We start from the raw sequence: 22,655 nt of genomic DNA, 5'->3' as shown, positions 1-22,655 counted from the left end.
GAGAACCCGAAGTGCCCATCAGAGAAGACCTGTCGTCCGTTCTCGTCATCGGCTCCGGCCCCATCGTCATCGGCCAGGCCTGCGAGTTCGACTACTCCGGCACCCAGGCCTGCCGCGTGCTCAAGCAGGAGGGCCTGCGGGTCATCCTCGTCAACTCCAACCCGGCGACGATCATGACCGACCCGGAGATCGCGGACGCCACCTACGTCGAGCCGATCGATCCCGGCGTCATCGAGACGATCATCGCCAAGGAGAAGCCGGACGCGATCCTCCCCACCCTCGGCGGGCAGACCGCGCTCAACGCCGCGATCAATCTCCACGAGGCCGGGATCCTCGAGAAGTACGACGTCGAGCTCATCGGCGCCGACGTCGCCGCGATCCAGCGCGGCGAGGACCGGCAGCAGTTCAAGGAGGTCGTCGAGCGCTGCGGCGCGGACGTCGCGCGCTCGATCATCGCCCACTCGATGGACGACTGCCTCGCCGCCGCCGAGCAGCTCGGCTACCCGATGGTCGTGCGCCCGTCCTTCACCATGGGCGGGCTCGGCTCCGGCATGGCCTACGACGAGACCGACCTGCGCCGCATCGCCGGCGACGGGCTGAGCGACTCGCTCACCCACGAAGTGCTCCTCGAGGAGAGCATCCTCGGCTGGAAGGAGTACGAGCTCGAGCTCATGCGCGACCGCAACGACAACGTCGTGGTGATCTGCTCGATCGAGAACGTCGACCCCGTCGGCGTGCACACCGGCGACTCGATCACCGTGGCGCCGGCGATGACGCTCACCGACGTCGAGTACCAGAAGATGCGCGACATCGGCATCGACGTCATCCGCGAGGTCGGAGTCGACACCGGCGGCTGCAATATCCAGTACGCCGTCGACCCCGACACCGGGCGCATCGTCGTCATCGAGATGAACCCGCGCGTGTCGCGCTCCTCCGCGCTCGCCTCGAAGGCCACCGGCTTCCCGATCGCCAAGATCGCCGCGAAGCTCGCGGTGGGCTACACGCTCGACGAGATCCCCAACGACATCACCGAGGTCACCCCGGCGTCCTTCGAGCCGGCCCTCGACTACGTCGTCGTCAAGATCCCGCGCTTCGCGTTCGAGAAGTTCCCCGCCGCGGATCCCACGCTCACCACGACGATGAAGTCCGTCGGGGAGGCGATGGCGCTCGGCCGGAACTTCACCACCGCGCTGCAGAAGGCGATGCGCTCCCTCGAGCAGAAGGGCTCCGCCTTCGAGTTCGCGGAGCGGTTCGACCTCGCGGATCCGGACGTCCGCACCGAGGTCCGCGCCGCGCTCGGCCACCCCACCGCGGATCGCCTCGCGACGGTGCAGCGGGCGCTCAACTCCGGGATGAGCGTCGCCGAGGTGCACGAGGCGTGCGACATCGACCCGTGGTTCCTCGACCAGATCGCCCTCATCAACGAGGTCGCGGCCGCCGTCGCCGGTGCCCCCGAGCTCACCGCGGAGGTGCTCCGGCTCGCCAAGGACCACGGCTTCTCCGACGTGCAGATCGGCCTCCTGCGCCACCTCGACGAGCAGGTCGTCACCGGGCTGCGGCACGCGCTCGGCCTGCGCCCGGTGTTCAAGACCGTCGACACCTGCGCCGGCGAGTTCGCCGCCCGCACCCCGTACCACTACTCGAGCTACGACCTCGAGACCGAGGTGTCCTCCCGCGAGCGCGAGGCCGTGATCATCCTCGGCTCCGGGCCGAACCGGATCGGGCAGGGCATCGAGTTCGACTACTCGTGCGTCCACGCCACGATGGCGCTGTCCGAGGCCGGCTACGAGACGATCATGGTCAACTGCAACCCGGAGACCGTGTCGACCGACTACGACACCGCCGACCGCCTCTACTTCGAGCCGCTGACCTTCGAGGACGTCATGGAGGTCTACCACGCCGAGCTCGCCGCCGGGCCTGTGGCCGGCGTCGTGTGCACGCTCGGCGGGCAGACCCCGCTCGGCCTCGCCGACCAACTCAAGGAGGCCGGGGTGCCGGTGCTCGGCACCCAGCCCGAGGCGATCGACCTCGCCGAGGACCGCGGCGAGTTCGGCCGGGTGCTCGCCGCCGCCGGGCTCACCGCGCCCAAGCACGGGACCGCGACGACGAACGAGGAGGCGCAGCGGATCGCCACGGAGATCGGCTACCCCGTGCTCGTCCGCCCCTCCTACGTGCTCGGCGGGCGCGGCATGCAGATCGTCTACGACACCGACCAGCTGTTCGACTACATGGCCACCGCGACCGAGGTGTCCGCCGACCGCCCGGTGCTCGTCGACCGCTTCCTCGAGGACGCCGTGGAGATCGACGTCGACGCGCTGTTCGACGGCGAGGAGGTCTACGTCGGCGGGATCATGGAGCACATCGAGGAGGCCGGGATCCACTCCGGTGATTCCGCCTGTGTGCTGCCCTCGATCACGCTCGGCGAGAACGTCCTCGAGCGGGTCCGTGAGGCGACCGCCGCGATCGCCCGCGGCACCGGGGTGCGCGGACTGCTCAACATCCAGTTCGCGATCGCCGCCGACGTCCTCCACGTCATCGAGGCCAACCCGCGCGCCTCGCGCACGGTGCCCTTCGTGTCGAAGGCGACGGGCCACCCGCTCGCCAAGGCGGCCGCGCTCATCGCGGTCGGCCGGAGCATCGAGAGCCTGCGCGGCGGGGTGCTCGCCGCTGCCGGCGACGGCTCCCGGCTCGACCTCGACCACCCGATCGCGGTCAAGGAGGCGGTGCTCCCGTTCCGCCGCTTCCGTACCGTCGACGGCGCGATCGTCGACTCGATCCTCGGCCCCGAGATGCGCTCGACCGGCGAGGTCATGGGCATCGACCGCACCTTCCCCGTCGCCTTCGCCAAGGCGGAGCTCGCCGCCGACGCCGGCCTGCCCACCTCGGGCACGGTGTTCGTGTCCGTGGCCGACCGGGAGAAGCGCTCGATCGTGCTGCCGGTCAAGCAGCTCGTCGACCTCGGCTTCACCGTCGTGGCGACCGGCGGGACCGCCGCGGTGCTCGCCCGCTACGGCATCACCGCGACCCGGCTGCCGAAGTTCTTCGAGGCCGCGGACGGGGAGCGGACGATCCTCGACGACATCGCCGACCGGCGGATCGACCTCGTCGTCAACGTCCCCTCCGGCCGGCAGGAGCGCGCCGACGGCTACGAGATCCGCGCCGCGGCCGTATCCGCCTCGATCCCGCTCATCACGACGATCGCGGAGTTCACCGCAGCGGTCACCGCGATCGAGTCGGTGCAGCAGCAGAAGTTCGACGTCCGCTCCCTGCAGGACTGGGCATGAACGAGCGGAAGCCGGGGGAGCCGGTCACCGCGGAGCCGGGCACGCGGGACTTCGGGCGCGCCTGGCCTGCGGCCGTGCGCACCTCGGCCCTGTGCGTGGGCATCGACCCGCACGCCGGGCTGCTCGCCGACTGGGGTCTGCCGGACACCGCGGACGGCGCCCGCACCTTCTCGCTCGCCGTCATCGAGGCCGCCGCCGGTCGAGTGGGCCTCGTCAAGCCGCAGTCGGCGTTCTACGAGCGTTTCGGCTCCGCCGGTGTGGCCGCTCTCGAGGAGGTGCTCGCCGCCGCGCGCGCCGCGGACCTCCTCAGCGTGCTCGACATCAAGCGCGGGGACATCGGCTCGACGATGGCCGGCTACGCCCAGGCGTACATGGACCCGGCCTCGCCGCTGTGCGGGGACGCCGTGACGCTCTCGCCCTACCTCGGCTTCGGCTCGCTCGCCCCCGCGCTCGACGCGGCCCGGGAGTTCGGGACCGGGGTGTTCGTCCTCGCGCTCACCTCGAACCCCGACGGCCCGCAGGTCCAGCACGCTCTCACCCCGGCCGGCCGGCCGGTCGCTGCGGAGGTCATCGCCGGCGTGGAGGAGTTCAACGCCGAAGTCGGATCCCCGCGGGCCGGCGTGGTCATCGGCGCCACGATCGGGGGCGCGATGCCGGCCCTTGGGATCGACCCCGCACAGCTCACCTGCCCGGTGCTCGCGCCCGGCTTCGGGGCGCAGGGCGGCACGCCGGAGGATCTTGCGGCGGTGTTCGGCGACTCCTTCACCTCCGGCCGGGTGCTCGTCAGCGCCTCGCGCTCGGTGCTCGCCGCCGGACCGGACCGGGCGGGCCTGTCTGGAGCGATGGACGAGATCACCCATGTGCTCCGGCAGCGGATGCGTCTAGACTGAGGAGACCTTCCCCTGCAAGGAACATTCTCTTGACGAGGAGTAGACGTGGCACTCGAACCATTGACGCCGGAGCAGCGGGCGGCCGCCCTGGACAAGGCGTTCAAGGCGCGGCAGGCGCGCGCGGAGGTCAAGACCGAGCTCAAGGCGGGGCGGACGACGCTGTCCGCCGTGCTCGACCGGGCCGGATCCGATGAGGCGCTGAGCAAGATGAAGGTCCACGACCTGCTCCGCTCGCTGCCCGGCGTCGGCGACCGGCGCGCGAGCGCCCTGATGGAGGAGATCGGCATCGCCGCCTCCCGCCGTCTCAAGGGCCTCGGGGTCCACCAGCGCGCCGCGCTGCTCGCGAAGTTCGGAGCTTCGTGAACACTCTCACCGTTCTCGCCGGGCCGACCGCGGTCGGCAAGGGCACCGTCAGCGCGTACATCCGCGAGCACTTCCCACAGGTCTGGTTCTCCGTCTCGGCGACCACCCGGCCCGCCCGTCCGGGCGAGGTCGACGGGGTGCACTACCTCTTCCGGACGGAGGAGGAGTTCGACGCGATGATCGCTGCCGGGGAGCTCCTCGAGTACGCGACCGTGCACGGCCGCTACCGCTACGGCACACCGGCCGGGCCGGTCCGGGAAGCACTCGAGAGCGGGCACGCCCCGCTGCTCGAGATCGACCTGCAGGGGGCCCGCCAGGTCAAGGAGGCGCTGCCCGAGGCGCGGTTCGTGTTCCTCGCCCCGCCGAGCTGGTCGGAGCTCGTGCGCCGGCTCATCGGCCGCGGCACCGAGACCCCGGAGGAGCAGGCGCGTCGGCTCGAGACCGCGAAGGCCGAGCTCGCCGCCGAATCGGAGTTCGACCACACGGTGGTCAACCACGATGTTCGTGCTGCCGCGCAGGACCTAGTAGGATTGATGGGGCTGTCGGTCGACAGCCCCGCCGACGGTTCCGCCGAACCGGTCGGCAGCCCCGAGTCAAATGGAGTCTGAGTGTCCGGAGAACCCGAAGGTATCACCAACCCGCCGATCGACGATCTGCTGGCGGTGACCGATTCGAAGTACGAACTCGTCATCGAGGCCTCGCGCCGCGCCCGGCAGATCAACGCGTACTACGCGCAGCTCCAGGAGGGCCTGCTCGAGAACGTCGGCCCGCTGGTGACCCCCGAGCCCAACGAGAAGCCCCTGTCGATCGCGCTGCGTGAGATCAACGAGGGCAAGATCCTCATCCGCGAGCCCCGCGAGTCCGACTTCGCCCCGCCGGTCGTCGAGGACTTCAGCATGCCGGTCGAGGAGCTCCCCGAGCAGTGAGGATCGTCCTCGGCGTCGCTGGCGGCATCGCGGCCTACAAGGCCTGCCATGTCGTGCGCGAGCTCAGGGAGCGCGGTCATACGGTGCGGGTCGTCCCCACCCGGGCCGCGCTCGAGTTCGTCGGCGCCGCCACCTGGGAGGCCCTGAGCGGGCAGCCCGTGGCGACAGACGTGTTCACCCGCGTCGACGAGGTCGAGCACGTGCGCATCGGCCAGGACGCCGAGCTCGTCGTCATCGCCCCGGCGACCGCGGACTTGCTCGCCCGGCTGCGGGCCGGGATCGCCGACGACCTCCTCACCGCCACCGTCCTCACCACCACCGCGCCCGTCGTCGCGGCCCCGGCGATGCACACCGAGATGTGGCAGAACCCGGCGACCGTCGACAACGTCTCCACCCTGCGTTCCCGCGGGATGCACGTCATCGACCCCGCGAGCGGCCGCCTCACCGGCGCCGACTCCGGCCCCGGGCGCCTGCCCGAGCCCGGCGACATCGTCGCCGCTGCGCTGGCGATCCATGCTGAGAGCACCTCGGTCAAGGAGAGCACCGCGGTAGAGGGCGCCTCGGGCGAGGAGTCCGGCACCGCGCTCGCCGGCCGGAACGTGCTCGTCACCGCCGGTGGCACCCGGGAACCGCTCGACCCCGTCCGCTTCCTCGGCAACCGGTCCTCGGGCAAGCAGGGCGCGGCGCTCGCCGCCGCCGCGGCCCGGTCCGGCGCCCGCGTGCGCCTCATCGCGGCCAACGTCGCCGCCGAGGTGATCGCCGAGCTTCCCGGAACCGTGACCATCGAGCACGTCGAGACCACCGCGGAGCTCCAGGCCGCGGCCGAGGCCGCCCAGCCGGACTCCGATGTCGTCATCATGTGCGCCGCCGTGTCCGACTACCGGCCGGCCGAGGTCGCCGCGCACAAGATGAAGAAGGATGGCGACGCCGGCCTGCGGCTCGAGCTCGTGCAGAACCCCGACATCCTCGCCGGCCTCGTACGGACCCGCACCCCCGGCCAGCTCATCGTCGGCTTCGCCGCGGAGACCGGGTCCCCGGACGCCGGGATCGAGGAGCTCGCCCGCGCCAAGCTGCTCCGCAAGGGCTGCGACCTGCTCGTCCTCAACGACGTGTCCGCCGGGCAGGCCTTCGGCACCGAGTCGAACTCGGTGATCCTCTACGCCCGCACCGGCGACACGGTCACCGAGGTGGCCCGCGCCTCGGGCACCAAGGCCGAGGTGTCGCAGAAGGTCATCTCCGGACTCGTGTCCGTCCTCGATCGCTAGGATGGGGGCGTGACTTCTTCAGCGCTGCGCCAATTCACGTCCGAATCCGTGACCGAGGGCCATCCCGACAAGATCTGCGACCAGATCAGCGATGCCGTCCTCGACTCCCTCCTGTCCCAGGACCCGCACGCCCGGGTGGCCGTCGAGACCCTCGTCACCACGGGGCTCGTCCACGTCGCCGGCGAGGTGACGACGAGCGGCTACGCCGACGTCGCGAACCTCGTGCGCGAGGTCATCACCGGGATCGGCTACGACTCCTCGGACAAGGGCTTCGACGGGCACTCGTGCGGCGTGTCGGTGTCGATCGGCTCGCAGTCGGCCGATATCAGCTCCGGCGTGACGACCTCGCTCGAGCACCGCAGCGGCACCCACGACCTCGAGGACGAGGGCTCGGCGCTCGGTGCGGGCGACCAGGGGCTGATGTTCGGCTATGCCGACAACTCCACCGACGTCCTCATGCCGTTGCCCATCCACCTCGCCCACCGGCTCTCGGAGCGCCTCACCACGGTCCGGAAGTCCGGTGAGCTCGACTACCTGCGCCCCGACGGCAAGACGCAGGTGACGATCGGCTACGACGGCGACACGCCGGTGAGCATCGAGGCGATCGTCGTCTCCACCCAGCACGATGCCGCCGTGGGCGCCCACCAGCTCGAAACCGACATCCGCCGCACGGTCGTCGACCCGGTGCTCGCCGAGCGCGGTCTCGACACCTCCGGCACCGAATACTTCATCAACCCCGCCGGACCCTTCGTCGTGGGCGGGCCGATGGGCGACGCCGGTCTCACCGGACGCAAGATCATCGTCGACACCTACGGCGGCTTCTCCCGCCACGGCGGCGGCGCCTTCTCCGGCAAGGACCCCTCGAAGGTCGACCGCTCGGGCGCCTACGCGATGCGCTGGGTGGCGAGGAACGTCGTCGCGGCCGGACTCGCCGACCGCGCCGAGGTCCAGGTCGCCTACGCGATCGGCTCCTCCCGGCCGGTGGGCCTCTACGTCGAGACCTTCGGCACGGAGACCGTGGACCCGGAGAAGATCGCCGCAGCGATCCGCAGCGTGTTCGACCTCCGTCCCGCGAAGATCATCGAGGCGCTCGACCTGCGGCGCCCGATCTACTCCGCGACCTCGACCTACGGCCACTTCGGCCGGACCGAGGACACCTTCACGTGGGAGAGGACCGACCGCGCCGAGGCGCTGCGCCGCGAGGTGAGCTGATCTCCCGATGAGCGGCGATCCGCGCGACGCGGCCCCGGGACTCTTCGAGGCGCCGACCGGCTCAGCCCTCGCACCGGTGCCCGAGGGCGACGGGCTCGGGGGAGTCCTGCGGGTGCGCGGCGGCATCACCCCGGCCGACGGCCTGCCCGTCGCCGCCGTCCTCGTCGAGACCCAGCTGCCGCACCTCGCCCGGCCCTTCGACTACGCGGTGCCCGCGAAGCTCGACGCGACCGCGCAGCCCGGCGTGCGGGTGCGGGTGCGCTTCGCCGGGCGGCTGACCTCGGGCTTCATCCTCGAACGGCGTGAGGTCACCGAGCACGTCGGCGAGCTCGCCGCGCTCGAACGCGTGACCTCCCCGCTGCCCGTCCTCACCCCGTCTCTGCTGACGCTGTGCCGGGCGATCGCGGACCGGTACGCCGGGACGTTGCCCGATGTGCTGCGGCTCGCGATCCCGCCGCGCCACGCCCGTGCAGAGAAGCGCGCGCTCGGCCGGCCCGAGCGCCTGCTCTCGGAGCCCGCGCTCGTCCAGGTGGCCGGGGAGGTCACCCCGCGCGCCGACGAGCCGCCGGCCTTCCACGACTACCTCGCCGCGCTCGAATCCTGGGCCGCGGAGCCGGGCCCGGAGGATGACGCGGGTACGGATGGTGATGCGGGTGCGGTGCGCGGGCCGCGCGCCGCCTGCGCCGTGCTGCCCGGCAACGATCCCGGCACCGGATGGATCCACCTCGGCCTGCGGGCCGCCGCTCCCGTCCTCGCCGCAGGGCGCAGCGTGCTCTGGCTCGTGCCCGACCACCGGGAGCTCGCCGCGCTCGAGGCGCGCCTCGGCGACCTCGCCCCGGTCACGGTCCGGCTCTCGGCGGACCAGGGTCAGGAGGAGCGCTGGGACGCGTGGGTGTCCGCACTCACCGGGCGCGCGCGCCTCGTCATCGGCACCCGGGCCGCGGCCTTCGCGCCGCTGCCGGACCCGGGACTCGTCATCTGCTTCGACGACGCCGACGGCTCCTACCTCGAGCAGCGCGCGCCCTACCCGCACGCCCGTGAGGTGCTCCTCACCCGGGTGCAGCTCGAGGGGTCCGCGCTGCTGCTCCTCGACTACGGGCGGAGCGTGGAGACACAGCACCTCGTCCACTCCGGCTGGGTGGGGGACATCGTGGCCCCGCGCGAGCTCCGTCGGCAGGCGGCTCCGCTCGTGTTCGTGCCCGACCCCGACGGCGACCCGGGCTCCGCCGGCCGCCTCCCGCCTCGTGCCTTCGAGCTCGTCCGCGATGCGCTCGGCCGCTCGCGCCGGGCGCCGTCGGCGCCGGGTGCGGTGCTCGTCCAGGTGCCGCGTGCGGGCTATCTGCCGGTCATCGCGTGCGCCCGCTGTCGGACGGTGACCCGCTGTCCGCAGTGCGAGTCGAAGCTCACCGCCGCCTCGATCCTGGGCCCCTTCGCGTGCCGGCGATGCGGGTACCGGGCCGATTCGGTGACGTGCCGGGAGTGCTCCGCGACCGCCGTGCGCTCGGTGGTGAGCGGGCTCGACAAGGTGTACGAGGAGCTCGGAAGGGCGTTCCCGGGCGCACTCATCGTCCGGTCCGGCGGTGACCGGGTGCTCGGCGCGGTGGATCCGGAGCCGAGCATCGTCGTCGCGACGACCGGTGCGGAGCCCTATGTCGAAGGCGGGTACGCCTCGGCGCTGCTGCTCGACACGCTGTGGCCGGGGCCGGGGCTCCGTTCGACGGAGCAGGCGATCGCGCGTCGCCTGCGCGGTGCCTCGCTCGTGCGATCGCACTCCGCGGGTGGCCGGGTGCTGCTGCTCGACGAGGACGAGGCGGTGCAGCGTGTGGTGAGCCGGTTCGAGCCCATCCCGTGGGCGGCGGAGCAGTCCGCGGACCGGGCCGCGCTCGGGCTGCCGCCGGCGGCGCGGACGGTGACGATCAGCGGCGGGCGCGAGGCCGTGGGAGAGGTCATCGCGGTGCTGCGGGAGACCGCCGAGGTGCGCGAGCTCATCGCGGAGGACGAGCCGTACTCGGTCGTCGTGGGCTTCACGATCGCCGACGGCCGCGCAGTGACGACGCGCCTCGCCGCAGAGGTCGCATCGCGGTCGATGCGCGGAGCCGACATCGTCGCGGTCCGCGTCGACGACCCCGACGCGCTGTAGGCGCGGGGCGGGCGCGCTGGGTCCGAGGCGCGGCGGCTTGAGGCGCGGCGGCTCGAGTCGCCGGTTCGAGCTGCCAGTTCGAACTGCCACCTTGAGGCGCCCGCTCGAGTCGCCATCTTCGAGCGTCACCGTGAGGCGCTGTCTTGAGTCACCGGGTGGGGAGACTGACTGAATGCGCCTGCCGGTGCCTGTGCCGCTCGGCGGTCTCGGCCGGGTGACGAGTCGGGGAACCGTGAGGCCCGGGAACCATGAACCGGACCGAGGTGTCCTCAGGTCGGGGGAGTCGTCCGGGGCTGTGTTTGGGCCGACCGGAGATATTGCCCGCAGTTGCTCGCGGTTTCGGGAAGCCGGGGAGTCGCGTACGTTCTCTGGATATCTCCAGTCATGGGGCTCGCGCGCTGGGTCGGGCTGTCGTGGTGCCGGGGGCGCCGTGAACCGGGCAGAGCTGTCCTCGTATCGGGGGAGTCGTCCGGGGCTGTGTCATGGAGCCGATCCGTGCGGTCGGATCCGGCAGGGTCCATCTGTGGCTGTCGGATTGCTCGCCTCGCAATCTGACCCTTCATTTCTAGCGGCGTCCCTGCGCAGAGTGGAATGGGTTTCCACAATCGATGATGCAGGCGAAAGAATATTCAGATTAATATCGAACACCCTGTGGATAACACGGCTTTTCGACGCTTTCAGCCCATTCTGTGTCCGTGGGTCCCGATAGCCTGGAACCACTCGCACAGCACACCCGACCAAACCCCAGTATCCACTGTCCCGTACCCGTTCCCCGATCGATTCCCGACACCCGTCCCCGAAGGAGGTGACCTCCGATGACCGCACCCACCGTCCACCCCGACAGCACCGACCCCGGCGACCCCGATCCCCGCGACCCTGCCGGTCACCCCTTCGGAGAGCGTCCTGCACTCATTCGGCTGCGGGACTCGGTGGCCGCCCATGATCGGGTGATGCTCGCCCGGATGCAGCTCATCGCCGATACCATCATCGAGGAATGCCTCGACCTCACCCCCACCCCCGACTGCACCACCTGCACCGGAACCGGCTGCCCGGGGTGCGGGCGGGACCGCTACGGCCTGCCTGCCGATGGGTCGCTCGCCCACTGGGTGCTCGAACGCGTCACCGGCGAACACCTCACCTGTCTCGCCGCGGTCCTCGACACCACCATCACACGCGCCTACACCGCCGCCCGCGAAGCACTCATCGCGACGTTCAGCCTGCGGGCCTGCCACGACCGCGCCACCACCGGAATCCTGCGCTACGAACGCCTGCAGTACGCCGCCCGCCGCGCTCACCGACTCGGGGATGAGAAACTCGCAGCGCTCGATGCGGGGATCACCGCACTGCGTCCCGATCTGTCGTGGGAAGCCTATTGCCGGGCGGTCAACGAGCTCATCCGGATGCTCACCGATGACGAGGAGCAGGAGGAGCAAGTGCGGGAGAACCGGCGGGTCGATTTCTGGCGCAGCGATGCCCGGGAAGGACGTCTACTCCTCACCGGTCCCCTCGAGCCCCTGCACGCCCTGCACCGCCGCCTCGAGGCCACCGCCCGCGCGATCCGGGCCGCCCACGCCTCGACGTTCGGTGAGCAGCTCCCGGCCGGGGCGCAGATCGCAGACGACCGCACCATCCCGCAGCTGATGTTCGACCTCCTCACCGCCACCGCCCCGAGCACCCACGTCGAGATCACCACCCCGAACGACACCGCCGGTTCCGACGACGCCTGCAGCCAGGACGCAGGCGCGTTCACTGCTGAGGGGAGTACCGCAGATCCGAATCCAGGACTCTTCCCCTCCACCGGTGATACCGATGCAGGTGAAGCAGGCCCGGACGGGCGCGTGCGGCAACATGTCACGGTGACGTGTCCGTCGAATCAGGACTGGCTGCGCAGACAGGCCACCGTCGTCATCACCGTCCCCTTCCTCACCCTCACCGGACACGCCACACTGCCCGGCACCTGGTCCGACGGCACCCCCATCCCCGCCGACCTCGCCCGCAGACTCGCCGCCGGGTCGGAGAAATTCATCCGCATCCTCACCGACCCCACCACCGGCGCCATCTGCCCCGAGATCGCGCAGTCCTACACGCTGCCGGCCGGGATGCGCACCACGCTGAACCAGACCTGGGCCTGGTGCACCGCCCCGGGCTGCACGCGGCGGGCCGAGACCAGCGAGGCCGACCACATCACCCCCTTCGACCACGCCGCTCCTGCTCGTGGCGGGCGGACGGACTTCGACAACCTCCACCCCCTGTGCAAGCAGCACCACCAGATGAAGACCGAACGGATCCTGCGCCTGCACCGCACCGCCGACGGACTCATCTGCTGGCAATTCGCCCACGGCATCACCCACACCACCACACCGGCCGACAGGCCCGCCGATCGCGAAGCCGCGCGCATCACCCGCCGCCTCCTCGGCCTGACCAACCCCGACAAGCCCGACCCGCCACGGAGCACATCCCAAGAGAGGCCACCCGACGGCCCGAGCACCGGAACACCGGACGACCCCGATGACGACCCACCGGATCGTCCCGATGGCGGACCCCCGCGTGACCCTGATGACGGCCCGCCGGACCGCGAACCGGACGGCACCGCGTCGCGCAGCTCTCGTGCTTCTGTCGTCATCGATCCCTGGGAGTGCTGGGAGAAGGCGCCCCAGTCTGATATCGATGACACCGAGTCGGCCGACCCCTGGCCGGATTCCACCCGGCCGCAACCCGCCGCGTCCGTCGACAGCACAACTGCGAACAGCAGGAACAGCGATCGCCTCGCGCACACCGGCGTTGCGACAGACTGCCAGCCCGACCGCAGGAACAGTGGCGCAGCGCACGCGGAGCCCGGTTCCGGAGCGACTGTCCTGGGTGTGTCGGTCTCCGGAGGGTCAGTCACCGGAAGATCGGCCAGTGCAGATCGGTCCGCTGGGGGATCGGTGATGAGAACGCCGGCGGTCGAGCGACTCGCAAACGATACCGACACCGGGAGTGCGGGCGAAGCATCGACCGGTCCTCCCGCCGGTGGCAGTGACCCCTGGTGGCACGCCGACGACGACCCGCCGCCCTTCTGAGACCCGCCGATCTTATGAGAGCCACCGCCCATGTGAGGCCCGCAACCTATCAGAGACCCACAGCCCTTGTGAGAGCCACCGCCCCTCCAAAGACAGTGCTCTTCTGGGGACAGCGCCCTCGGATCACCGCCGCTCTTCCGGGATGGATCGGGCGACGACACTTTCCAGTGCCTGATCCCCTGGAACCGGAGCTCCGACGATGAGAGAATCGAGTGAGGGCTTGTCCCAGTGCGACTCCCGAGGCCCCGCAGACGATCGCCGCTGTGGATGCAAGCAGATCAGTCGACGAACGTGGCTCTGTCAACGCGCGTGCGCCGATTGGCTCACGTGGATCTATCGACGCATGTGGAGCGGTCGCGGCGCACGAAAGGGAGTCCTGTATGTCATCCGGCATCGATCTCGACTATCCGTTCTCCGGCCGCTGGCTCGTCCAGAACAGCCCGGCCGACAGGATTCCCAGCCATGGCACCCATCGGTTCGCCACATCGCATGCGATCGATTTCGTGCCGGTCGGGGAGGATTCGCGCACTGCTCCGATCACGTTCAGCGGGCTCGTCCGACCGGAGCCCCCGGAGCGCTTCCCGGGTTTCGGTCGGCCGATCCTCGCCCCTGCCGATGGTGCTGTGGTCGCGGTGCATGATGCGGAGCCCGACCATCGGGCTCACCGCGGCCTGCCGTCGATCGGCTATACGCTGACCCAGCCACGTCGAGTCGCGGCGGGGTGGACGGCACTTGCGGGGAACCACGTGTTCATCGAACGCGGGGGCATCGTCGTCGCTCTCTGCCATCTGCAGCTGGGGAGTGCTGCTGTCCGGACGGGGCAGCACGTGCGCGCCGGCGAGCTCATCGGCCGGTGCGGGAACTCGGGCAACAGCACTGAACCCCATCTGCACATCCAGGCGATCGACGGCACGCACATCGAGGGCGCGAACGCGGTGCCGATGACCTTCCGGGGATCCCTGCCGCGGAACCGCGAGATCGTCGACGTCCCGCTGGCGCACGGAGTCGGATGACGCAGTCGTGACCGGGCGGACCCACCCCGGTGCACCTCGATCGCACTGCCGTACCGGCGCGCACGCCCCGCGCCGTAGACTGGATCCTCGTGAGACTGATCTTCGCCGGAACCCCCCACGTCGCCGTGCCCTCCCTCGAGGCGCTGCTCGCCTCCGAGCACGAGGTCGTCGCCGTGCTCACTCGGCCCGATGCGCCTGTCGGCCGCAAGCGCGTCCTCACCCCCAGCCCGGTCAAGGTCCGCGCGCAGGCCGCCGGGATCCCGGTCCTCGAGGCCGACCGGCTGCGCGGCGACATCCTCACCGAGATCGAATCCCTCGCCCCGGACGCCGTCGCCGTGGTCGCCTACGGCGCGATCGCGGGCCCACGCGCCCTCGCCGCGGCCGCCCACGGCTGGTTCAACCTCCACTTCTCCCTGCTCCCGGCCTGGCGGGGTGCGGCACCCGTGCAGCGCGCGATCATGGCCCGGCAGACCGGCTCCGGTGTCACCGTGTTCCGGATCGACACCGGCATGGACACCGGAGACGTCGTCGCCCAGGCCGCCTTCGAGCTCCCGGAGGCCGACGCCGGCGCTGTCCTCGACGACTACGCCGAGCGCGGTGCACCCGTGCTCGTCGCCGCGCTCGACGCCGTCGCCGCCGGCACCGCGGACTACCGGCCGCAGGCGGGGGAGTCCTCCCACGCGGACAAGATCACCCCGGACGAGGCGCGCCTCGACTTCCGCGCCTCCGCGCCCGAGGTGTCCGCCCGCGCCCGCGGAGTCACCCCGCAGCCCGGCGCCTGGGCTCTCATCGACGGGAAGCGGACCAAGCTCTTCGGCGTCCAGGTCCACCGCAGCGGCAGCTCCGATCACACCGCCCCCACGGACCCCCGGACTGCGCCTCCGACGGACCCCCAGACGGGCTCTCCGACGGACCCTCAGACCGAACCTCCGACAGATCCCCGGACGGATCCTCGGCCGGGGGCTCCGGCAGGCCCCTCGGCTGACCTCCCGCCCGGCCGGCTGACCCGGCGCGGTGACGCCGTCATCATCGGCACCGGCGACGGCGCCGTGTCCGTCATCGGGATCCAACCCTTCGGCAAGCCCCGCATGTCCGCGCTCGACTTCCATCGCGGCCACGGCGACATCGACTTCGACCTCGAGGAGACCCCGTGACATCGGACGAGTCCAAGAACCACGACCGGCAGCACCACGACCCTCAGCCCCGCGACCGGCAGCGAGACGACCGGCAGCCCCGTGACAGGCAGGGGGATGATCGGCCGCGCCACGATCGCCGCACCTCCGGCCCTCGTGACTCAGGCCCCCACCACCACGACCGCCGGGGCTCAGGGCCCCGCGACCACGACCGTCGGGGGCCCCGTCAGCCGCGCCCGCCGCGCGCCGACCTCCCGCGGACCCTGGCCTGGGAGGTGCTGCGCGACGTCGAGCTCGAGGATGCCTACGCCAACCTCCTGCTGCCCGGCAAACTCGCCCGCACCCGCCTCACCGGCCCCGACGCCGCCCTCGCCACCGAGCTGACCTACGGCACGCTGCGCGGCATCGGACTCTACGACGCGATCATCACCGTCGCCGCGGGCCGCCCCGCCGCCGACATCGACCCGCCCGTGCGCGCCGCGATGCGGATGGGCGCCCACCAGCTGCTGAATATGCGCGTCGCCGACCACGCCGCGGTGTCCGAGACCGTCGGCGTCGTCAAGGCCCACCACGACGCCCGGGCCGGCGGATTCGTCAACGCCGTCCTCCGGCGCATCTCCGAGCGCACCCGCGAGGAATGGCTCGACACCGTCACCGCGGACGTCGATCCCACCCGGGAGCTCGAGATCGCGACCTCCCACCCGGCCTGGATCATCCGTGCCCTGCGCCAGGCGCTCGTCGCCCACGGCCGCGACGCCGGTGAGCTGCGCGCGGTGCTCGATGCCGACAACGCCCCGGCCAAGGTCTGCCTGAGCGTCCTGCCCGGCCTCGCCGACCGCGCCGACGTCGCCGACCGGGTCGGCACCCCGACCCCGCTCTCGCCCCTCGGCGTGCACCTCGACCACGGCGCCCCGCTCGACGTGCCCGAGGTGCGCGAGGGCACCGCCCGGGTGCAGGACGAAGGCTCCCAGCTCGTCGCCCTCGCACTCACCCGGCCCGAGGCGCCCGCCGGGGCGTGGCTCGACCTGTGCGCCGGACCCGGTGGCAAGACCGCCGTGCTCGGCGCGGTCGCCGCGGGCACCGGTGATCGTGTCATCGCCGTCGACACCTCCGACCACCGGGCCGACCTCGTCGAGGACTCGACCCGGGCACTGCCCGAGGTCGTCGAGGTGTTCGCCGCCGACGGGCGCGAGTTCGGCACCGACCACGCCGAGCAGTTCACCCGCGTCCTCGTCGACGTGCCCTGCTCCGGCCTCGGTGCGCTGCGCCGCCGGCCCGAGGCCCGCTGGCGCCGCACCCCGAAGGACGTCAACACCCTCGGGCCCATCCAGCGCGAGCTCCTCGCCGCCGCGATCAGCGCCGCGATGCCCGGCGGCGTCATCGCCTACACCACCTGCTCGCCCCACCACGTCGAGACCCTGCTCGTCGTCGAAGAGCTCGCCGCCGCGGAGTCCTCCGCCGTCGAGATGCTCGACGCCGCCCAGGTGCTCGCCGAGGTCACCGGCCGCCCGGCCGAGGAGTTCGCCTCCGCACCGGTGGCCGGGGGCCGCTGCGCGCAGCTGTGGCCCGACGTCCACGGAACCGACGGCATGTTCCTCGCCCTGATGCGGAAGAAGTAGGATTCCCCCGTGACCATCCACATCAATCCGAGCATCCTGTCCTGCGACTTCGCCGACCTGCGCGGCGAGCTCGCCGCGATCGCGAACGCCGACATGGCCCACGTCGACGTCATGGACAACCACTTCGTGCCGAACCTCACCTTCGGCCCGCCGGTGGTCGAGCGGATCCGCGCCGTGTCCCCGATCCCGCTCGACGCGCACCTCATGATCGCCGACGCCGACCGCCACGCACCCGTCTACGCGGAGCTCGGCTGCGCCTCGGTGACCTTCCACGCCGAGGCCGCCGCCGCCCCGGTCCGGCTGGCCCGGGAGATCCGGCGCCTCGGCGCGAAGGCGAGCCTCGCCCTCAAGCCGGCGACCCCGATCGAGCCCTACGTCGACCTCCTCGGCGAGTTCGACCAGATCCTCATCATGACCGTCGAGCCCGGGTTCGGCGGCCAGTCCTTCCTCGACGTGTGCCTGCCGAAGATCCGCCGCACCCGCGAGGCGATCAGCGCCTCCGGCCTCGACATCCTCCTCCAGGTCGACGGGGGAGTGTCCGCCGCGACCGTCGACCGCGTCGTCGACGCCGGCGCGAACGTGCTCGTCGCCGGCTCGGCCGTCTACGGCGCGGACAGCCCGGCCGCCGCCATCGACGAGCTCCGCACCCGCGCCGCCGCCCACGCGCACTGACCCGAGGGGATTCCATGGAGATCTTCACCTGGCTCAACACGCCGATCTTCGAGCTGCTGGGCAATCCCGTCCCGTGGTCGGACTTCCTCGGCAACATCTGTGCGCTCGCCACGGTGTTCCTCGCGCTGCGCCGGAACATCCTGTCCTGGCCGGTGCAGATCCTCGGCTCGATCCTCCTGTTCTCCGCGAGCGTCTCCGCCGGTCTCGGCGGCAACGCCTCCCGCCAGGTCGTCATCATCGTCGCCGCGATCTGGGGCTGGAGCCAGTGGAAGCGCTCGCGTGAGCAGACCGGTGAGATCCAGGTCCGTTGGGCGACGTGGAAGGAGCGGATCCTCCTCGTCCTCGCGCTGCTCGTCGGCACCGTCGCCTTCGGCGCGGTGCTCTCCGCCGGCGGCTGGTCGTGGAACCCCTACCCGGACGCCTACATCTTCGTCGGCTCGCTCGTCGCGATGTACGCCCAGGGCCGCGCGATCGTCGAGTTCTGGTTCGTCTGGCTCGCCGTCGACCTCGTCGGCATCCCGCTGGCGATCATGGGCGGGCTGGCCTTCTCCGGCATCGTCTACTTCATCTTCCTCATCATGGTGGTCGTCGGGATCATCGACTGGGCGAAGCGCTCCCGGCAGACGATCTCCTCGCCGATCGCACAGTCCCAGACGGTGACCGGCCGCCCCGATTGAGCGAGCGAGGTCACGTTCCCGAGGTGCGGACGGGCCCTGGCGCGCGCCCGCCCATGCACTAGGCTGGGACACCGTGAAGACCTTCGAAGAGCTGTTCGCCGAACTCACCGCCAAGGCCGCCGCCCGACCGGCCGGATCCGCCACCGTCGCCGAGCTCGACGCCGGGGTCCACGCGATCGGCAAGAAGGTCGTCGAGGAGGCCGCCGAGGTGTGGATGGCCGCCGAGTACCAGACCGACGAGGAGCTCGCCGAGGAGATCTCGCAGGCCCTCTACCACCTCCAGGTCATGATGATCGCCCGCGGCCTCACGCTCGACGACGTCTACCGCAAGCTCTGAATCCCGGATCCTCGAAAGGACATCATGCTCCGTGTCGCAGTGCCCAACAAGGGCGCGCTGTCGGAATCGGCCACGACGATGCTGCGGGAGGCCGGCTACTCCCTGCGGCTCAACTCCAAGCGCCTCGTCCATCGCGACATCGACAACGACATCGAGTTCTTCTACCTGCGGCCCCGTGACATCGCGACCTACATCGGCCGCGGCATCCTCGACATCGGGATCACCGGGCGCGACCTCCTGCTGGAGTCCGAGGCGGAGGCCGACGAGGTCATGCAGCTCGGCTTCGGCCGCTCCGCCTTCCACTACGCGGCGGAGGAGGGCACCTACTCCGACCCCGCCGAGCTCGCCGGGAAGACCATCGCCACGAGCTACCCCGTGCTCGTCGACCAGGACCTCGCCCGCCGCGGCATCGAGGCGACCACCGTCAAGCTCGACGGCGCCGTCGAGGTGTCGATCGAGCTCGGAGTCGCCGATGCGATCGCCGACGTCGTCGAGACCGGCACCACCCTGCGGATGGCCGGCCTCGAGACCTTCGGCGAGCCGATCCTCATGTCCGAGGGCGTGCTCATCGCCCGCGGCGAGGTCACCAAGCCGGGGGCGGACGTCTTCATCCGGCGCATGCAGTCCGTCATGGTCGCCCGCTCCTACGTGCTCATCGACTACGACATCCGCACCGAGCTGCTCGCCGATGCGATCGCGGTGACCCCGGGCTACGAGAGCCCCACGGTCTCCCAGCTCAACGACCCCGCATGGTCGGCCGTGCGTTCGATGGTCGAGAAGAAGGACTCCCACAAGATCATGGACCGGCTGTACTCGGCCGGGGCACGGGCGATCCTCGTTACCGCGATCGATGCCTGCCGGATGTGAGGTCTTCCGCCCCTACGTGCTGCGGCCCCTGACACTGGTGGCCGCGGTCGCGGTCCTCGCCGCCTTCATCGCCCTGTCCTACGGGCTGGGCACGATCGGCTGGGACGCATGGAAGCCGGTCGACCACATCTGGCTCATCGCCCTCGGCGTCCTCTTCGCCGCGATCCTGTGGCGCCTCGGCTCGGTGCGCGCGATCGCGACCCCCGCATCGCTCACCGTCCGCAACATCGTGCGCACCCGGACCTTCACCTGGCCGGAGATCATCGGCGTGAGCTACTCGACGACGAGCGGACAGCCGTGGCCGCTGCTCGACCTCGCCGACGGCACCACGTATGCGGTGATGGCGATCCAGACCGCCGACGGCGCCCGCGGATTCGCCGCCGCGGGCCGATTGCGTAGACTCGTGGACACGTACGGAACCCCCGACGGCCCCGACAACTGAGGCCGCGCGCGGACCCTCCCACCGGAAGGCAGCCATGTCCCGACCCACGCCCAATCCCCGCACCGCCGGCGCCCTGTCCGGGTACACGGTCGTCGACCTGTCCCGCGCGCTCGCCGGCCCCCACGCAGGGCAGCTGTTCGGCGACCTCGGCGCCCGCGTCATCAAGGTCGAGAACCCCGCCTCCGGCGACGACTCCCGCTCCTGGGGGCCGCCCTTCGTGGGGCCCGCCGACGACCTGCAGGCCACCTACTTCTTCTCCTGCAACCGCAACAAGGAGTCGATCGCGCTCGACCTCAAGAGCGAGGACGGGAAGGCCACCCTGCGCGCCCTCATCGCCCGCGCCGACGTCCTCGTCGAGAACTTCCGCGGCGGCGTGCTCGACCGGCTCGGCTTCTCGACCGCGACCTGCCTCGAGATCAACCCGCGCCTCGTCATCCTCTCGATCACGGGCTTCGGCCACGACGGGCCCGAGGCGCAGCGCGCCGGCTACGACCAGATCGCGCAGGGCGAGGCCGGCCTGATGTCGCTCACCGGCTCCGGACCCGACGACATGCAGAAGGTCGGCGTCCCGATCGCGGACCTGCTCGCCGGCATCTACGGCGCCTACGGCGTCCTCGCCGCCCTCCTCGAGCGCGAGCGCACCGGCCGCGGCAAGGTCGTGCGCACCTCGCTCATCGCCGGCATGGTCGGCGTCCACGCCTTCCAGGGCACCCGCGCCACCGTCGCCGGCGAGGACCCGCGCCCCGGCGGCAACCACCACCCCTCGCTCTCGCCCTACGGCCTGTTCCACTGCGACGGGGGTGCTGTGCAGATCTCCGTCGGCAACGAGGGCCTGTGGCAGCGCTTCTGCGCCGCCTTCGACCTCGACCCCGCCGCCCCGGGGATGGCGACGAACTCCGAGCGGGTGACGAACCGGCCGGCCGTCACCGCCGCGATCGAGGACGTGTTCGCCGCCTACGAGTCCGCGGCGCTGCTCGAGAAGCTCGCCGCCGCCGGCATCCCCGCCGGGATCGTCCGCACCCTCCCCGAGGTCTACGACTGGGAGCAGGCGCTGTCCCAGGGCCTCAAGATCACCGTCGACCATCCCGTCGTCGGCCCGATGGACCTGCCCGGGCCCCCGGTCCGGTTCTTCGACGCCGACGCCGCCGGGGAGACGGAGACCACCGTCACCGAGCACCTCGCGCCGCCGCTGCTCGGCGAGCACGACGCCGTCATCCGCTCCTGGCTCGAGGGCTGAGGGCTATGGCACAGCGACTCGACGCCCGCGGGCTCATCGACCTCGTCGTCGACCCCGGGACCTACACGAGCTGGGACACCACCCCTGTCACCCCGGCCGCCGGGATCGACGCGGACTACGCCGCCGAGCTCGGCCGGGCGGCTCGGAAGTCCGGCGTCGACGAGGCGGTCATCACCGGTGAGGGACTCGTGCGCGGCCGCCGCGTCGCCGTCGTCGCCTGCGAGTTCCGGTTCCTCGCCGGCTCGATCGGCGTCGCCGCCGCCGAGCGGCTCGTGTCCGCGATCGAGCGGGCCACCGCCGAGGGGCTGCCGCTGCTCGCCGGGCCCGCCTCCGGCGGCACCCGGATGCAGGAGGGCACGGTCGCCTTCCTCTCCATGGTCAAGATCACCGCGGCCGTCATGGCCCACAAGCAGTCCGGCCTGCCCTTCCTCGTCTACCTCCGCCACCCCACCACCGGCGGCGTGTTCGCCTCCTGGGGCTCGCTCGGCCACTTCACCGTCGCCGAACCCGGCGCGCTCATCGGCTTCCTCGGCCCGCGCGTGTTCGAGCAGCTCTACGGCCGCGAGTTCCCCACCGGCGTGCAGACCGGGGAGAACCTCCACCGGCTCGGCATCATCGACGCCGTGATCGGTCCCGAGCGGATCGCCGACACCGTCGCGAAGGTGCTCGACGTCCTCATGGGCAGCCGCGAGGTGCCCGCCCCCGTGCCGGACCCCGAGACCGCGCCCGACCCCGCTCCGTCCGGCACCCGGGCCTGGGACATCATCACGGCCTCCCGCAACCCCGAGCGCCCCGGCGTGCGCGAGCTGCTGCGCCACGGCGCCACCCACGTGCTGCCGCTCAACGGCACCAGCCAGGGGGAGAAGGACCCCGGCCTGCTGCTCGCGACCGCGAAGTTCGGCAGCGCGCCGTGCATCGTGCTCGGGCAGGACCGCTACCGGCAGCGCTCCCACGAGCCCATGGGCCCGGCCGCCCTGCGTGAGGCGCGCCGCGGCATGGCGCTCGCCCGCGAGCTCGGCGTGCCCCTCGTCACCGTCATCGACACCCCCGGAGCGGCGCTGTCGAAGCAGGCGGAGGAGGGCGGCCTGGCCGGCGAGATCGCCCGCTCGCTCGCCGATCTCATCACCCTCGAGGCGCCCACCGTGTCGCTGATCATGGGCGAGGGCAGCGGCGGAGGAGCGCTCGCGCTCGTCCCGGCCGACCGCGTGCTCACCGCGCAGAACGGCTGGCTGTCCCCGCTCCCGCCCGAGGGCGCCTCGGCGATCGTCCACCGCGACACCGAGCACGCCCCGGAGATGGCCCAGGCGCAGGGCGTGCAGGCCGAACGGCTGCTCGCCGACGGCGTCGCGGACAGGATCATCGCGGAGGAGCCCGACGCCGCGGCGGAGCCGGAGGCGTTCGTCGCCCGCGTGTCGGCTACCCTCGAACACGAGATCATCGCGCTCATGCGCCAGCCGGCGGACCGCCGCTGGCACCGCCGCATCGAGCGCTACCGCAACCTCGGACTGTGAGGAGC

At 71.6% G+C, this 22,655-nt stretch carries 19 protein-coding genes; all 19 read left to right on the top strand.

Annotated elements, in window-relative coordinates:
- Positions 1-11 precede the first annotated feature (11 nt).
- A complete protein-coding gene (gene carB / locus MTQ12_RS05680) occupies positions 12-3,284 on the top strand; it encodes a carbamoyl-phosphate synthase large subunit (RefSeq protein WP_247424907.1) in 3,273 nt (1,090 codons plus the stop codon).
- Positions 3,281-4,174: an orotidine-5'-phosphate decarboxylase gene (gene pyrF, locus MTQ12_RS05675; RefSeq protein WP_247424904.1), complete on the top strand. Its 894-nt coding sequence runs from the start codon at positions 3,281-3,283 to the stop codon at positions 4,172-4,174. Before carB ends, pyrF begins: the two co-directional genes overlap by 4 nt.
- A gap of 45 nt (positions 4,175-4,219) precedes the next feature.
- The gene (gene mihF, locus MTQ12_RS05670; protein WP_137319812.1) at positions 4,220-4,537 is read left to right on the top strand and encodes an integration host factor, actinobacterial type; all 318 of its coding nucleotides are present in this window, start codon (positions 4,220-4,222) and stop codon (positions 4,535-4,537) included.
- Positions 4,534-5,145 (top strand): guanylate kinase, encoded by a 612-nt coding sequence (gene gmk / locus MTQ12_RS05665; RefSeq protein WP_137319811.1) that lies wholly within the window; start codon positions 4,534-4,536, stop codon positions 5,143-5,145. Before mihF ends, gmk begins: the two co-directional genes overlap by 4 nt.
- A complete protein-coding gene (gene rpoZ / locus MTQ12_RS05660) occupies positions 5,146-5,463 on the top strand; it encodes a DNA-directed RNA polymerase subunit omega (protein ID WP_247424901.1) in 318 nt (105 codons plus the stop codon).
- Positions 5,460-6,728: a bifunctional phosphopantothenoylcysteine decarboxylase/phosphopantothenate--cysteine ligase CoaBC gene (gene coaBC / locus MTQ12_RS05655; protein WP_247424898.1), complete on the top strand. Its 1,269-nt coding sequence runs from the start codon at positions 5,460-5,462 to the stop codon at positions 6,726-6,728. The genes rpoZ and coaBC overlap by 4 nt, the downstream gene beginning before the upstream one ends.
- Before the next feature lie 9 nt (positions 6,729-6,737).
- Entirely contained in the window at positions 6,738-7,940 is a 1,203-nt protein-coding gene (metK, locus tag MTQ12_RS05650) for a methionine adenosyltransferase (protein ID WP_247424895.1), read from the top strand.
- 7 nt (positions 7,941-7,947) lie between these two features.
- Entirely contained in the window at positions 7,948-10,080 is a 2,133-nt protein-coding gene (locus MTQ12_RS05645; protein ID WP_247424892.1) for a primosomal protein N', read from the top strand.
- An 815-nt stretch (positions 10,081-10,895) separates the two neighbouring features.
- Positions 10,896-13,142: an HNH endonuclease signature motif containing protein gene (locus MTQ12_RS05640; protein ID WP_247424889.1), complete on the top strand. Its 2,247-nt coding sequence runs from the start codon at positions 10,896-10,898 to the stop codon at positions 13,140-13,142.
- Positions 13,143-13,405: 263 nt separating this feature from the next.
- On the top strand, positions 13,406-14,155 hold the full coding sequence (locus MTQ12_RS05635) for a M23 family metallopeptidase (protein WP_348983846.1): 750 nt from the start codon (positions 13,406-13,408) through the stop codon (positions 14,153-14,155).
- A gap of 89 nt (positions 14,156-14,244) precedes the next feature.
- Positions 14,245-15,309: a methionyl-tRNA formyltransferase gene (locus MTQ12_RS05630; RefSeq protein WP_247424886.1), complete on the top strand. Its 1,065-nt coding sequence runs from the start codon at positions 14,245-14,247 to the stop codon at positions 15,307-15,309.
- 242 nt (positions 15,310-15,551) lie between these two features.
- The gene (locus tag MTQ12_RS05625) at positions 15,552-16,907 is read left to right on the top strand and encodes a transcription antitermination factor NusB (RefSeq protein ID WP_282599196.1); all 1,356 of its coding nucleotides are present in this window, start codon (positions 15,552-15,554) and stop codon (positions 16,905-16,907) included.
- Between the two features lie 9 nt (positions 16,908-16,916).
- The gene (gene rpe, locus MTQ12_RS05620; RefSeq protein WP_247424879.1) at positions 16,917-17,579 is read left to right on the top strand and encodes a ribulose-phosphate 3-epimerase; all 663 of its coding nucleotides are present in this window, start codon (positions 16,917-16,919) and stop codon (positions 17,577-17,579) included.
- Positions 17,580-17,593: 14 nt separating this feature from the next.
- Positions 17,594-18,256 carry a nicotinamide mononucleotide transporter family protein gene (locus MTQ12_RS05615; protein WP_137319802.1) on the top strand — a complete coding sequence of 221 codons (663 nt, stop codon included), beginning with the start codon at positions 17,594-17,596 and terminating at the stop codon, positions 18,254-18,256.
- Positions 18,257-18,329: 73 nt separating this feature from the next.
- A complete protein-coding gene (locus MTQ12_RS05610; protein WP_137319801.1) occupies positions 18,330-18,593 on the top strand; it encodes a phosphoribosyl-ATP diphosphatase in 264 nt (87 codons plus the stop codon).
- Positions 18,594-18,617: 24 nt separating this feature from the next.
- Positions 18,618-19,460 carry an ATP phosphoribosyltransferase gene (gene hisG, locus MTQ12_RS05605; protein WP_137319800.1) on the top strand — a complete coding sequence of 281 codons (843 nt, stop codon included), beginning with the start codon at positions 18,618-18,620 and terminating at the stop codon, positions 19,458-19,460.
- Positions 19,444-19,902, top strand: a complete 459-nt coding sequence (locus tag MTQ12_RS05600; RefSeq protein ID WP_247424874.1) for a PH domain-containing protein — start codon at positions 19,444-19,446, stop codon at positions 19,900-19,902. The genes hisG and MTQ12_RS05600 overlap by 17 nt, the downstream gene beginning before the upstream one ends.
- Before the next feature lie 34 nt (positions 19,903-19,936).
- Positions 19,937-21,139 (top strand): CoA transferase, encoded by a 1,203-nt coding sequence (locus tag MTQ12_RS05595; protein WP_247424872.1) that lies wholly within the window; start codon positions 19,937-19,939, stop codon positions 21,137-21,139.
- 5 nt (positions 21,140-21,144) lie between these two features.
- On the top strand, positions 21,145-22,650 hold the full coding sequence (locus MTQ12_RS05590) for an acetyl-CoA carboxylase carboxyltransferase subunit alpha/beta (protein WP_247424869.1): 1,506 nt from the start codon (positions 21,145-21,147) through the stop codon (positions 22,648-22,650).
- Positions 22,651-22,655 lie beyond the last annotated feature (5 nt).

Source organism: Brevibacterium sp. R8603A2 (assembly GCF_023072605.1).
GTDB lineage: Bacteria > Actinomycetota > Actinomycetes > Actinomycetales > Brevibacteriaceae > Brevibacterium > Brevibacterium pityocampae.
The sequence above is the reverse complement of the archived record's forward strand: the minus strand, read 5'-3'. Positions and strand labels throughout refer to the sequence as shown.

Bases quoted from the DNA above. Each gene is read 5' to 3' on its own strand.
- pyrF (WP_247424904.1), top strand. From the start codon at position 3,281: ATGAACGAGCGGAAGCCGGGGGAGCCGGTCACCGCGGAGCCGGGCACG.
- MTQ12_RS05645 (WP_247424892.1), top strand. From the start codon at position 7,948: ATGAGCGGCGATCCGCGCGACGCGGCCCCGGGACTCTTCGAGGCGCCG.
- MTQ12_RS05640 (WP_247424889.1), top strand. From the start codon at position 10,896: ATGACCGCACCCACCGTCCACCCCGACAGCACCGACCCCGGCGACCCC.
- MTQ12_RS05615 (WP_137319802.1), top strand. From the start codon at position 17,594: ATGGAGATCTTCACCTGGCTCAACACGCCGATCTTCGAGCTGCTGGGC.
- hisG (WP_137319800.1), top strand. From the start codon at position 18,618: ATGCTCCGTGTCGCAGTGCCCAACAAGGGCGCGCTGTCGGAATCGGCC.
- MTQ12_RS05600 (WP_247424874.1), top strand. From the start codon at position 19,444: ATGCCTGCCGGATGTGAGGTCTTCCGCCCCTACGTGCTGCGGCCCCTG.
- MTQ12_RS05595 (WP_247424872.1), top strand. From the start codon at position 19,937: ATGTCCCGACCCACGCCCAATCCCCGCACCGCCGGCGCCCTGTCCGGG.
- MTQ12_RS05590 (WP_247424869.1), top strand. From the start codon at position 21,145: ATGGCACAGCGACTCGACGCCCGCGGGCTCATCGACCTCGTCGTCGAC.